General features: G+C 62.6%; 10 protein-coding genes. 7 read left to right on the top strand and 3 right to left on the bottom strand.

The genetic code is table 11. From position 1 onward, the window contains the following. Nucleotides 1–51 precede the first annotated feature (51 nt). Both VGL22_RS21055 and VGL22_RS21050 read right to left on the bottom strand, forming a co-directional pair. The gene (locus VGL22_RS21055; RefSeq protein WP_465268933.1) at nt 52–1323 is read right to left on the bottom strand and encodes an FUSC family protein; all 1272 of its coding nucleotides are present in this window, start codon (nt 1321–1323) and stop codon (nt 52–54) included. Further along, a complete protein-coding gene (locus VGL22_RS21050; protein WP_465268932.1) occupies nt 1293–1778 on the bottom strand; it encodes a YybH family protein in 486 nt (161 codons plus the stop codon). The genes VGL22_RS21055 and VGL22_RS21050 overlap by 31 nt, the downstream gene beginning before the upstream one ends. 47 nt (nt 1779–1825) lie before the next feature. Between VGL22_RS21050 and VGL22_RS21045 the strand changes: the two genes are divergently transcribed. From VGL22_RS21045 to VGL22_RS21035, 3 genes are all read left to right on the top strand, one after another. Continuing rightward, nucleotides 1826–4015 carry a molybdopterin-containing oxidoreductase family protein gene (locus VGL22_RS21045; RefSeq protein WP_465268931.1) on the top strand — a complete coding sequence of 730 codons (2190 nt, stop codon included), beginning with the start codon at nt 1826–1828 and terminating at the stop codon, nt 4013–4015. A gap of 192 nt (nt 4016–4207) precedes the next feature. Next, a complete protein-coding gene (locus VGL22_RS21040) occupies nt 4208–4573 on the top strand; it encodes a rhodanese-like domain-containing protein (protein ID WP_465268930.1) in 366 nt (121 codons plus the stop codon). 11 nt (nt 4574–4584) lie between these two features. After that, entirely contained in the window at nt 4585–5145 is a 561-nt protein-coding gene (locus tag VGL22_RS21035) for a GNAT family N-acetyltransferase (protein WP_465268929.1), read from the top strand. A gap of 68 nt (nt 5146–5213) precedes the next feature. Here VGL22_RS21035 and VGL22_RS21030 read toward each other — a convergent pair whose 3' ends face one another. Beyond that, a complete protein-coding gene (locus tag VGL22_RS21030) occupies nt 5214–6077 on the bottom strand; it encodes a hypothetical protein (RefSeq protein ID WP_465268928.1) in 864 nt (287 codons plus the stop codon). 176 nt (nt 6078–6253) lie between these two features. Here VGL22_RS21030 and VGL22_RS21025 point away from each other — a divergent pair, with 176 nt between their 5' ends. The 4 genes from VGL22_RS21025 to VGL22_RS21010 all read left to right on the top strand — a co-directional run bounded on the left by VGL22_RS21025 (nt 6254) and on the right by VGL22_RS21010 (nt 13147). Next, a complete protein-coding gene (locus VGL22_RS21025; RefSeq protein ID WP_465268927.1) occupies nt 6254–6580 on the top strand; it encodes a PadR family transcriptional regulator in 327 nt (108 codons plus the stop codon). A gap of 63 nt (nt 6581–6643) precedes the next feature. Next, nucleotides 6644–9340, top strand: a complete 2697-nt coding sequence (locus VGL22_RS21020) for an ADOP family duplicated permease (protein ID WP_465268926.1) — start codon at nt 6644–6646, stop codon at nt 9338–9340. 19 nt (nt 9341–9359) lie between these two features. Then, nucleotides 9360–11996: an ADOP family duplicated permease gene (locus tag VGL22_RS21015; RefSeq protein ID WP_465268925.1), complete on the top strand. Its 2637-nt coding sequence runs from the start codon at nt 9360–9362 to the stop codon at nt 11994–11996. Between the two features lie 194 nt (nt 11997–12190). Next, nucleotides 12191–13147 (top strand): Ig-like domain-containing protein, encoded by a 957-nt coding sequence (locus tag VGL22_RS21010; protein WP_465268924.1) that lies wholly within the window; start codon nt 12191–12193, stop codon nt 13145–13147. Nucleotide 13148: the final 1 nt, after the last annotated feature.

Genomic DNA, 13148 nt, shown 5'->3' with positions numbered 1-13148 from the left:
CACGATGCTAGCACACGGGTGGGGCAGAGCGCGTCCGCCGCAGGGTTCTGTCTACGCGATCTTTTCCTCACGCTCACGCGGCGGTATCAGGAACAGCCGCAGGCGCAACAACGCGTCGGCGTGAATCAGCACCGCGATACCAGCTCCGATGGCGGTGCACCACCCGCGCCGGTGCGCAATCTCGATTCCGGGGATCTGATTCAGCGAAAGAAGAAACACGATATATCCCGTTAGAGCGGTGGTGAACAAGGCGTAGTTCACCGCATTGGTGGCATATGCAAGGAGGGCGAAACACGCCGCAATCGCCGCCAGGTAGACTGGACGCGGCGCGATGTGCGCGATGAACAAACTGCCTAGCCATGCGCCGGCGAGCGTACCCAGTACGCGAGCCGCCGCGCGGGTCAGGCTCTCCGCCCAGGCTGGTTTCTGCACCAGCAGCGCCGTCATTGGAATCCAGTAGCCGGATTGAATACCGAGGCGACGGTAGACCTCAGTTGCCAGCAGAATGGTGATTAACAGGCGCAGAGAATAGCCCGCCGCCTCACTTGTGGAGAGCGCCGGAATGCTGAGCGGAATGTCGTGCAGCAGTTGCCGCACTGTCCCGTCTTCCTGGCGCACGGCGTCCAGCAGCGACGAGGCTACGGTCCACACGTCCCTGTGCAGGTTAGGCAGCAGTTTCAATCCTGCCGAGGTGACCACCAGTTGCACCAGTCCGCCTGCAGCCACCAGCCCCGCGCGGGTCAGCGCCGGACCCGCTGCGGTGGGGAAGGCCGAGGCCACGAGCAGCGCGACGCCGGCCTGCTGGCCCACCCACGCGAGCCCCGAGTGCCGCGTAGTCAGCACTCCATAGACGACCGCGCAGATGCCCGCGGCAACCAGCAGCGAATAGTCGCGGTGCCCGGCCACGGTGCCCGCCAGGGTCGCGACGGAGGTTGCAATGACGGCGGCAATCATGGGAATCAGCCGCGAATCTGCAATGCGCTGATTGGGCCCGAAGCCCACCGTGAACGCGCCGCCGCCCGCGATCAGGCCGCCCGCGGGGTGACCTACCGCCACGCCCGTAAACAGACATGCGGCTACCGCGGCGGCACTCACCAGCGGCAATTCGAACATGAATGCAGACCAGTTGAAGCTGTACAGGTCCGCAAAGAAGTGCGGACCCGCCGGGGCACTGCCGCGGGAAACTTCGTTGGCTGCCATCGCAAGAATAGGATGCGGGTCGTCGCGGAAGTGCTCGCTTTTGTTGGGAGCCCGAGTTCCGACTCCGCTCGCATCGCTAACTCCGGCGCCCTTCAGCTCGTGTGATCCAGAACGACTTTCCACCCCTTCGGCCCCTTGCGCCACACCAGCGAGAAGATGCCGTCGTCCTTGGTCGCTTCGCCTTTTTCAGTGCGTTTCAGGTGGAACTTTCCCGTCACCAGCGCCACGTCTTCTTTGCCGCAGGCTGCAGGCAGCAGCCGCACGTCAATATCAGAAAACGTCAGCGTGCCCATCTGCGCGGGGGTGCTGTACGCCTTCTTATAGCGTTCCAGAATCGGACGATATCCCTTGCCCACCTGCGTTCCGATGAAAGTCGTCTCGGGCGAATCCTCGTAAGCTTTCATGAAAGCGTCCACGTCGCCGCGGTTCCACGCGGCCGTCTGCTCCGTCATGATGGAGCGGATGGCGGCCTCGTCGCCTCCTGCGGCCGGCGCGCCCAATTGCGCCCAGGCTGGGGAGGTGCAAGCCAGGCGACCACAGCAGATAAGCATCGTCAAGAGAATCAGTTTCCGCTTCACGGCGGACCTCCGAGGAAGTAGTTTTCGATCAAGCTTACAATGAAATCATGGCCTCGGCTGCAGCTTCCTCCCCGTTTCGCGTGGTGCACACGGTCTGCTCGCACGACTGCCCGGACAGTTGCGCCGTGCTGGTTACGGTGAATGAGGAGGGCCGCGCGATCAAGGTGGAAGGCGACCCTAGTCAGCCCGTCACCAACGGATTCCTGTGCGGTAAAGTGGCCAAGTATCTTGATCGTGTCTACGCCCCGGACCGGGTCTTCTATCCTCTGCGCCGCAAATCCGGAGTTCCCAAAGGCCCGCTGAGTCGTGGACGAGAGCTCGATAATTTCGAGCGGATATCCTGGGACGAAGCGCTGGACGGTATCGTCGCGCGCCTGCAGCAGATCGCCGAGCGATACGGCCCGGAGTCGATTCTGCCCTACAGCTACGCCGGCAACATGGGCCTGCTTGGTTACGGCTCCATGGACCGCCGCTTCTTTCATCGGCTGGGCGCCAGCCAGCTTGACCGTACGATTTGCGCTGAGGCCGGCGGCCAGGCATGGAACCACGTCTACGGGCAAAAGCTCGGCACGGCCACGGAAGATGTGCGGCACGCCAAACTGATTCTTGCGTGGGCGGGCAATATCCACGGCAACAACATCCACCTGTGGCCCATGGTGGAGCAGGCGAGGCGCAACGGCGCACGCCTGATTGTGATCGATCCGTACCGCACGCGCACCGCGGCTCTGGCCGACTGGCACATTGCAATCCGTCCGGGCACCGACGTGGCGCTCGCCCTGGGCATGATGCATGTCATCCTGCGCGAGGGGCTGGAGGACCGCGCCTATATCGAAGGCATGACGCTCGGCTTCGAGCAGCTTGCGGAGCGGGTGCGCGACTACACGCCGGAAAGCGTGGCCCACTGGACCGGCATGACCGCGGCCGAAGTGGAGCAGCTTGCCCGCGAATACGCCACCACCCACCCTGCTTTCATCCGTATGAACTATGGCGTGCAGCGAGGCGAGAATGGCGGCGCCGCCACCCGCGCCATTTGCATGCTGCCCGCGCTCACTGGGGCCTGGAATCATTGTGGCGGCGGCGCGCAGCTCTCTACCTCCGGCGCTTTCAAGTGGAACAGACAGGCGCTCGAGCAGCCCGACCTCGCTTTGAAGTCGCCGCTGAAGCGGCTGGCTCGCGTAGTGAATATGTCCACTCTCGGCAAGGCTCTCACCGAACTGGGCCAAAACGGCGATGCGAGCGACGGCCCGGCGGTGCACGCGCTATTCGTCTATAACTCCAATCCTGGCGCCGTCGCGCCCAATCACAACGCGGTGGTCCGCGGCCTCGCTCGGACTGATCTTTTCAGCGTCGTGCACGAGCAGTTCTTTACCGATACGACGGACTACGCCGACTACATCCTGCCCGCGACCACGTTCCTGGAGCACACCGACGCGCAAGGGGCCTACGGTCATTACTTCGTGCAGTACTCGCATCAGGCCATTACGCCGCTGGGAGAAGCCCGCTCCAACGTGTGGCTGTTTGGTCAACTCGCCGCGCGCATGGGCTTCGACGAACCATGCTTTCAAGACACGCCCGAGGAGATGATCGCCCAGGCTTTGGCGCTGGATGAGACCGGCCATTCCACGAATGCCGGGATGGACAACATCACGCTGGCCGAGTTGCAGCAGAAGGGCCATCTCCCGCTTGCGTTCCATGGCGACCCTGAGAATCGGCCGTTCCTGCCCTTCACCTCGGGAGCAGTTCCGACGCCCTCCGGCAAGATCGAGTTGTACTCCGAGACTCTCGGCTCCATGGGGCTCGACCGTCTGCCTGGTTTCGTTCCCCCCACAGAGTCCCGCTGGTCGGAGGCGGCAGAGCAGTATCCGCTCGAGCTTCTCGCCCGCAAGAACGACAACTACATGAACTCGACTTTTGCCAATCTGCCGGGCCACCGCAAGATGGAAGCCCGCACCAGCCAGAAGCTCGAGATCCATCCAATGGACGCGCAGCCCCGCGGGATCGCCGCCGGCGACGCCGTCCGCATCTTCAACGACCGGGGTTCGCTCAAACTGACGGCACTGCTGAACGACGCCCTCCCGGCCGGTGTTGTGGCCGCTCGCCTGGACTGGGCCAAGCTCCACCCGGACAGGGTCAATATCAACGCCCTGACCAGCGAGCGACTCACCGACATTGGCGCCGCGCCTACTTTCTACTCCACGCTGGTCGAAGTTCTGAAGGATCAGGACGCGGACACATAGGCTGCGCAAGCCGTCAATCGTCAGCGAATGTCCACCGTTTTTACCGGGATGGGGAGGCTGAGAGCTGAGGGGTGAGAGCTGCTTTCCAGGAGCTCAATCAGGTTTTCAGGGATTACACGCGCGGCCCGGAAGAGTTAGAATTCCCACCGCGGGCCCGCCGGGACTGGCGCGGCCTCTGGAAAATCAACAACCATGAGCATTACGACTGTTCTCATCGTGGTGGGCGTTCTTGCCGCATTTCTGCTGTTCAAGCGGATGGGGCAGATCTCCTCCAAAGCCGCGCGGGCACACCTGCTCAAGGGCGCTCTCATTGTGGACGTGCGCAGTAACGCCGAGTTCCAGGCGCATCACCTGCCCTACGCGCTGCACATCCCGCTGGAGGAACTCGAGACGCTGATCGCCCGCCGGGTGCGCGATAAGAACCAGGTTTTATTGCTGCACTGTCAAAGCGGTATGCGGAGCCAGACGGCGCGGCGCAAGCTGGTGCACCTTGGCTACGCTCATGCCTTTAATCTCGGGTCTTATTCCCGTGCCGAGCGCATTGTCGGGCATCGATGAACTCAGCCTTCGTGCCGACTTTCCGTCTGCGCGCCGCCACAGAAGATGACCTCCCGGCACTGCACGCCGTCATTGAGGCGTCGGTCCGGGGCCTCCAAGCAGGCGACTACACACCTGCCCAGATCGAAGGCGCTCTTGGGACGGTACTCGGGGTCGATACGCAACTCATCCGTGACCGCACCTATTTCGTCGCCGAAACCGCAGGCGATCCGGTCCGGATCGCCGGCTGTGGAGGCTGGTCCATGCGCAAGACTCTCTTCGGTGCAGATGCAGGTCCAAAGCGCGAGCCTGCCCGCCTCGACCCGCGCACCGGTGCCGCCAAGGTCCGCGCCATTTTTGTGCACCCTGACTTCGCGCGCCGCGGCCTCGGCTCGCTGATCCTTGCCACAGTCGAAGATGCTGCGCGCCAGGCAGGCTTCAGCCGCTTCGAGATGGGCTCCACACTCACCGGGGTTCCTCTCTACCGGCTCAAAGGTTATGTTGAAATTGAACCAATCGCCGTTCCTCTCGCCAACGGCGAGTTTCTGCGCGTCGTGAGGATGACGAAAACTGCGGAGGATAACCGCGGGTGAGATAGCGCCGCAGGAGCGCGTTCACACCCGCGCGCCCGTTCTTCGATTTTTGGCCTCAACGGCGTTTTTCAGTTCCCCTGCTCGAACAACGCTCCTAATTTTCCTCCAGCCTGGGGAGCCTGCGTGTCAAGGAAATGAACGAGCTCTTTCAGGACTGCTCCTATGGAAGCTGCATTTTGCGGGTTCATTTCCCGCATATAAACATCCAGAGGCCGCAGATAGGGAGCTCGACGAAACGCATCCTCACTGTCCAGATCCCTGCACAATTCGGCATAGGTCATCCGTGAGCCCTGCGCGGTGGTGAAAGTGTCTCCGATGACCTCTTGCACGGGCAGCCAAATTCCTTTCTCGCCTCGGTCCCATACGAAAGCTCGTCCGGCACTTACCAGATGCTTTTCCAGTTCGACGCTGAACGAAGGCACAATCTCCCGGAAGGGCGCCTGCGCCATAAAGCCTCGGGCGCACTGAAAGTAGCAGCATGTGTAGTAAATGGTGCTGACTGAGAATACGCCTTCATAGCAGGCCCACACGGCGAAATCCGGACGCGTATGATCGCGAGCCACGTGGTCTTTGAGCAGCGTGAACCAGCCGAGCACTTTTCCCTGTTCCGGCGAGTTCAATTTGTCCCCCAATTCGTCGAGGCGACCGGACAGCATATCGGTGTAATACCGCAGAGGCGCGAGGTATTTCTGCTTGAGCGCCTTGATCTGCTCGCGTTGTTCGGCCAGCTTCTGCGCGTCTATCTGTTCATAGATCCGCTGCTTTTCGCGTTTGAAGTTCGCCCGCGCGGTAAAGTACGCGATCAGGCCGCTCACGACAGCCAGCAGCAGACTGGCCACTCCGCCAATCAATGCCAACAATGCACTTTCGTGAAAGCTTAGCGGCACGGATACCAGGAAAGCCAAATTGGACGACACTGACAGGTGCGGCATGGGAAACTCCCTCCCGTTCTGTGACCGGGGTCGGATTGGCCGTAAGGAACAGCGAGTGTAACAAGCCGAATGAGGCGGAGCAAGTTCATTCAGCGCGCAGCAGCGTGACCGCGGTGTTGACACCCCTAGCAATCTAGGTCTACTGTGTCCATACCGAGCTGCCTAGGGGTGAAACGATGGCCACCAATGATCTGCAGGGAACACTTGAACTATTGGTCTTGAAAACGCTCGCTGCAACGGGATCACTGCATGGCTATGGAATCGTGCTGCACATCCAGCGCGCGTCCGATGAGTTGCTCACGGTGGAGGAAGGGTCGCTCTATCCTGCACTGCACCGTATGGAGCAGAACGGCTGGATTCAGTCGGAATGGGCGCTGACGGAGACCAGGCGCAAGGCGAAGTACTACACGTTGACGGCGCAGGGCCGCCGCCAGCTCGATCGCGCGGAGAAAAGCTTCGATGACCTGGTGAAGGGCGTGAGGGCGGTCTTGCGCTATGCGTGAGAAAAAGCAGGGGGCCTCAAGGACAAAGGGGCGCAGGGGCAAGAGCAGGTCGGGGAGGTTGTGATGAGTGCATTACGCCGTATCGCTAATTTGTTCCGCAGGCCGCGGATGGACGCGGAGATCGCTGAAGAACTGAAGGCGCACGTTGATATGCGGATTGAAGACAACGTGGCGCGCGGAATGCGGCCGGAAGAGGCGCGGCGCGAGGCGCTGCTGGTTTTTGGCAATACCACGGTGATGCGGGAAAAGGTGGCTGCGGTGGATGCGAGCCTGGCGCTCGAGAATCTGGCCCGGGATACGCGGTTTGCGCTGCGGCGCATGCGCAAGTCGCCGGGGTTTGCTGTGACGGTGCTGCTCACGCTGGCGATTGGCATTGGCGCCAACGCGGCGGTATTCAGTGTAGTGAACAGCGTGCTGTTGCGGCCGCTGCCGTATCCCCATTCTGACCGGCTGTTGTCGTTGTGGCTGGATGCGCCGGGTGCGGGTGGCCTGTCGAACTTCGAAAGCGGGCTGCAGATGTCTCCGTCAATGTACCTGACGTTTTCAGGGCACAACAAGACTTTTGAGTCGATCGGGGTGTGGGCCGCGCAGCCAGTGAGCGTGACGGGGCTGGCGCAGCCCGAAGAGGTGCACGCCAAGATGGTGAGCGGAGGTGTGCTGGAGGCGCTGAGCGTGCCCGCAATTGCGGGGCGTTGGTTCAGCCAGGCGGACCAGGACCCGCACGGCGCGAAGACCGTGATCTTGGGCTACGGGTACTGGCAGCGCCGTTTTGGCAGCGATCGAAACGTGATTGGTCGCAGTATTCAGGTGGATGGAATCACGCGCGAGATTGTGGGCGTGATGCCGCGCGGCTTTCGCATTGTCGACAGGGATTTCGACGTGCTGCTGCCGCTGGCTTTCGATCCGCAGCACCAGAAGCTGGCGCCGTTCGGGTACAGCGGGGTGGGGCGGCTCAAGCCGGGAGTGACAATCGAGCAGGCGGACGCGGATGTGTCGCGGCTGATGGGTTTGTGGATGGATTCGTGGTCGAACGGGCCGGGGACGAATCCGCACTTCTACGAGCGGTGGAAGATCACGCCGCACTTCAAGAGCTTGAAGAACCTGGTGATCGGCAACGTGGGCAGCGTGCTGTGGGTGGTGATGGCCACGGTGGGGCTGGTAATGCTGATTGCGTGCACCAACGTTGCGAACCTGCTGCTGGTGCGCGCGGAGGCACGGCAGCAGGAGCTGGCAGTGAGGGCCGCGCTGGGCGCGGGCCGGGCGCGGATTGCCCGCGAGTTGCTGGTGGAAAGCGTGCTGCTGGGCGTGCTCGGCGGGGTGCTGGGGATCGGGCTGGCCTACGGCGGATTGCGGCTGCTGGTGTCAATCGGGCCTGCCAATCTGCCGCGGCTGGCGGAAATCTCGATGGACGCACGATCGCTCGTGTTCACGCTGGCATTGTCGGTAATGGCGGGGCTGCTGTTTGGATCGATTCCGGCGTGGCGCTATGCACGGGGTAAGGCAGCGCTGAACACAGGCGGCCGCACGGCAAGCGTGAGCCGCACGCGGCAGCGAACGCGCAACGCACTGGTGGTGGCGCAGGTGGCCATGGCGCTGGTGCTGCTGGTGAGCGCGGCGCTGATGATCCGCACGTTTGCAGAATTGCGTAACGTGTCGCCGGGGTTCACAGGTGCGGAGCACCTGGAGACGATGCGGATCGCGATTCCGGACACGATGGTCAGCGATCCGAAGATGGTGACGCGCACGGAGCAGCAGATCGCCGAGAAGATTGAGGCAATACCTGGGGTGCGGTCGGTGGGCTTCGCTGTGGCGGCGCCCATGGAAGGAGTCGATCCCAATTGGGATGAGATCGGCGTAGAGGGGAAAGTGTATCCGGGCGGTGAGCCGCCGCTGCGGATGTTTAACTATGTTACCCCGGGATTCTTCTCGACGATGGGAACGCGCATTGTGGCAGGGCGCGACTTCACCTGGGACGAGCTTTACGGCCTGCGGCCGAGGGTGATGGTGTCAGAAAACTTTGCACGCGAAAATTGGGGATCGGCAGCGAACGCGCTGGGCAAGCGGGTACGGCAGTTCTCGAAGATGCCGTGGCAGGAAGTGATTGGCGTGGTAGAGGACGTCCGTGTGCACGGGGTGGACGAGAAAGCTCCCGCAATCATCTACTGGGGCGCGCTTCTGGAGGATCCTTACAGCGCGCAGCCTGCGATCGAAACCGAGCGTATGGTGCGGTACGTGATTCGCAGCGACCGCGCGGGGACGGAGAATCTGCTGAACCAGGTGCAGCAGGCCGTGTGGAGCGTGAACGCAAACCTGCCGGTTGCATTGCCGGGGACGATGCAGGAGATCTACAGCCAGTCGATGGCGCGGACATCGTTCACGCTGGTGATGCTGGGGATTGCCGGCGCGATGGCGCTGCTGCTGGGGGTGATCGGGATCTACGGCGTGATCTCGTATGCCGTATCGCAGCGGACGCGGGAGATCGGCATCCGGCTCGCACTGGGCGCGCAGAAGGGCGAAGTGCGCTGGCTGTTCATGCGGTTTGCCATGACGGTGACCGGCGTTGGAGTGGCGATTGGACTGGTGGCGGCGGCGGGGCTGACGCGGCTGATGTCGTCGCTGCTGTTTGGGGTGAGTCCAATGGACCCGCTCACGTTTGTGGCGATTCCGCTGGTGCTGGCGGTGGCGGCGGCAGTGGCCAGCTACCTGCCGGCGCTGCGCGCGTCGGGCGTGAACCCGGTGGAAGCTCTGCGGGCGGAGTAAGGAAGCGAGGGTCAGGGGTATGGCTATCATTCGGCGTATTGCGAATCTCTTTCGGCGTTCGCGCCTCGACGCGGACATTGCGGCGGAACTCGAGGCCCACATTGAAATGCGGGTGGAAGAGAACATCGGGCGTGGCATGAGCAGCGCAGAGGCGCGTCGGGAGGCGCTGGTACGGTTCGGCAATCAGACGTCAACGCGGGAAGGGGTGATGGGCGCGGACGCGGCGCTCAGCATCGATTTGTGGTGGTCCGATGTGCGTTATGCGATGCGCAAGCTGGTGAAGACGCCGGGATTCACCGCGATTGCGGTTGTGTCCCTGGCTGTGGGTATCGGCGTGAATACGGCCATCTTCAGCAATATGGATGCCGTGGTATTGCGGCCGCTGGCTGTGCCCGCCCTCGACCGCGTGGTGACTGTGGCGTCGCAGAATAATAGCGGCTATCAGCCAGTGTCTCTGGCCGATTACGAGGACTGGCAGCGAGAGAGCCGGACATTTGAGGAACTCTCCGCACGACGTGAAGCGCAAATGAACCTGACGGGTGCGGGAGAGGCCGTACAGATTGAAGCCGCGTTGACTTCGGCCAGTTTCTTCAGTGTGCTCCGCGTCGACCCGGTGCTGGGAAGGCTTTATGCGGAGAGCGAGTGCCGGGCCGGGCGGGATGGGGTTGCCGTGCTGAATTACGGGTTTTGGCAGCGGCGTTTCGGCGGAGATGCGCAGGTACTGGGCCGCAAAGTCGAATTGGACGAGCGCGTGTACACGATAGTCGGGGTTCTGCCGAAGTCTGTGCAGTACCCGTCAACGGCGGATGTATTTCTGCCTTTGGCGCCGCCGCCGTTACAACTGCAGGACCGAAAGGCGCACGACTATCTTGTAATCGGCCGATTGCGCGAGGGCGTGACGGTGGGGCAGGCGCAAGCGGAAATCCGCACCATCGCCGACCGGCTCGCGCAGGCTTATCCTGGCACTAACACGGGCCTGACAGTGCATGTGGAGCCGCTGCTGAACGGCATCAACGGCGACTACACGCCCCTCTTTTACCGGCTGGTGATGGGCGCGACGCTGTTTGTGTTGCTGGTGGTGTGCGCCAACATCGCCAATCTGCAGATTGCGCGGGGGATCCAGCGGCGTCCGGAGATTTCCATGCGCAGGGCTCTCGGCGCGAGCCGCTGGCGGCTGATGCGGCAACTGCTGATTGAGAATGTGCTGCTAGGCCTGGGCGGCGCGGCGGGCGGGCTCGTGGTAGGGCAGGTGTTTCTGAAGGTGATGAACTCCTACATGCCGGCAAGCATTGCACGGTACATGTCGGGTTGGTCGAACATTCACCTCAGCGGGCGCACGTTCTTCTTCTCGATGGTGCTTGCAATGCTGGCGGGCGTGGTGTCAGGTCTCGCTCCAGCAGTGGAAGCTGTGCGGGTGAACCCGGCGGAGCAGATCCGAGCGGGCTCGCGGTCCAACATCGGGTCGAAGCGCAATCACCGGCTGCGCAGCGTTTTCGCGGTGGCGCAGATCTCGCTAGCGGTTTCGCTGGTGATTGGGGCGGCGCTGATCTCAAAGGGCATGCAAGCGATGCTGCACGGGGCAGATGTGTACGAGCCGCAGAAGACGCTGATGTTTGACGTAAAATTGCCGGCGGCGCGGTATGGCACCGCGCGGGAGCGAGCGGCCTTTTACACAGCTTCTCTGGCACGGCTCAGGAGCCTGCCTGGTGTAAAGCACGCGGAACTGATGAGCGCCCTGCCTTACAGCGATAACGATTGGGTGAGGGATATCGAGATTGAGAATCGGCCGGTGATGCCGGGGAAATTCCAATCGGGCATGTATCTGCCCGTGAGCGAAGGGTTCCTGCCGGCGCTGCAGATCGCGATTCAAAAGGGGCGTGGATTCACTCGGAACGACACGCTCGACACGGTTCCAGTGGCGGTGGTGAGCCAGCGGTTTGTGGAGCAGTTTTTCCCAAACGACGATGCACTCGGGCACCGGGTTCGCATGGGAGGGCACAACAGCACGGAACCGTGGCTGACGATTGTCGGGGTAGCGCAGGAGACGAGCTATTCACAGTGGGACTCGACCCCGTACGCTGCGGTGTACGTGAGTACGGCGCAGGTGGCGCCGGCGAGCACAGAATTTGCAGTCATCGCAAGTAGCGAGAATGCTTTGCCGATGGCGCCGGCGGTCAGACGCGCGCTCGCCGGCATCGATCCGGCACTGCCGCTGAACGCGCTCCAGACATATCAGCAGTTCATGCACGAGAAGCTCACGGGGTTGATTTACGCATCCGCCATGCTGGTCATCGACGCGTTCATTGGTCTGCTGCTGGCGGCGATCGGTATCTTTGGTGCGATGGCCAATCTGGTGGGCGAAAGGACGCGGGAGATCGGAGTGCGGCTGGCGATGGGGGCGAGCCGCGATGATGTGCTGCGGATGATACTGCGGCGCGCTTCGTGGCTGGCGGGAACGGGGCTTGCACTGGGTCTGACGATGGCGTTCTGGCTGGCAAAGGTGCTGGCAAACCTGCTGCGCGGGGTGAGCCCGCACGACGCCGTTGTGTTCACGTCGATCAGTATAGCGATCGCCACGGTGGCTCTTGCGGCGAGTTGGCTTCCCGCGAGGCGTGCGGCGCGCATCGATCCGATGGAAGCGCTGCGCGCGGAGTAGACCGGCTGGTGCGTGGGCGGCCGGGAGGCCGTCCTCTGCCCAACTGACTCCTACCGAACTGGCCGCGGCTGCGTCCAATGGGCATCGGACGCCAGGGGACGGTTTTCCGGGGAAAGCCCGCGCCGGATACAATAGGTCAAAGCTGACCATATTCCCGGCGTACGGCCATTTTGGTGTTTTTGGAGCAGGTGCACGTGAGAAGTAGTTTTTGCCGCCTGGCGCGGCTTTCAAGGTTTGCTGCGGCGATGATGGCTGCGGCTCTGCCCGCCTTTGCGGCTGCGCAGCAGGCCACGCAAACCAGTCTCTCCGCGGAGACGCGGGATATAAATGGCCGCACGCGGGCCACCCTCTCAGTTGCGGTTGCGGCCGCTGACGGCCAGCCGGCCGCGGGTCCGGTAGTCATCCAGGATGGCAAGCAGCAGCTTGCCGGCGCCGCGCTCGATGCCGAAGGCAAAGCGCAGATCGTCGTGGATCTGCTGCCCGGTGACCACCATCTTAAGGCGGTGTACGCGGGCGGAATCGGCTTCCAGACCTCGAAGTCAGACGCCTCTGCCGTGAGTGCCGCCGCACCCGCGGCGGCGGACTTCGCCATTTCGGTAAGCCCCGGCACGATGTCGCTGACACAAGGCCAGTCCGGAACATTGGTCGCTTCCGTGACGCCCATCGCTGCCAGTGCGCTTTCCGCGCCGATGTTTGTCACGTTGTCGTGCGGGGGGTTTCCTGACCAGTCTTCGTGCTCATTTACGCCCGAGAACGTCGAGATTCTGCCCGGCGCAACCGCAGCGGTGAAAAGCAACCTGGTGATCACGACCCAGGCCGGTAGCGCGAGTCTGGCGAAGCCACCCATGAAGCCGGAAGCCAACCCGGTGAGTTGGGCGCTTATTCTTCCAGGCGCATTGGGATTTGCAGGCATGGCATTCGCCGCCCGGCGGCGACGCTGGCTGAGGCAGCTGTCGCTTATTGCCTTCATTGGGGTGGTGACCACCCTGGGAATGACGGCCTGTGCTCCGCGCTACAACTACTTTAATCATGGGCCGACTCCCAATCTGCCCACCCCAGCCGGTACATATACGCTGAACGTCACAGCGCAGTCGAGCAACGGCGTTACGGCGACAACGCATAACACGACGTTTGTCTTGACGGTGAAGTAAA

The organism is Occallatibacter sp., assembly GCF_036502485.1.
Classification (GTDB): Bacteria; Acidobacteriota; Terriglobia; order Terriglobales; family Acidobacteriaceae; genus Telmatobacter.
Note: the sequence above shows the minus strand (reverse complement) of the source record. Positions and strands in the feature narration are given on the sequence as shown.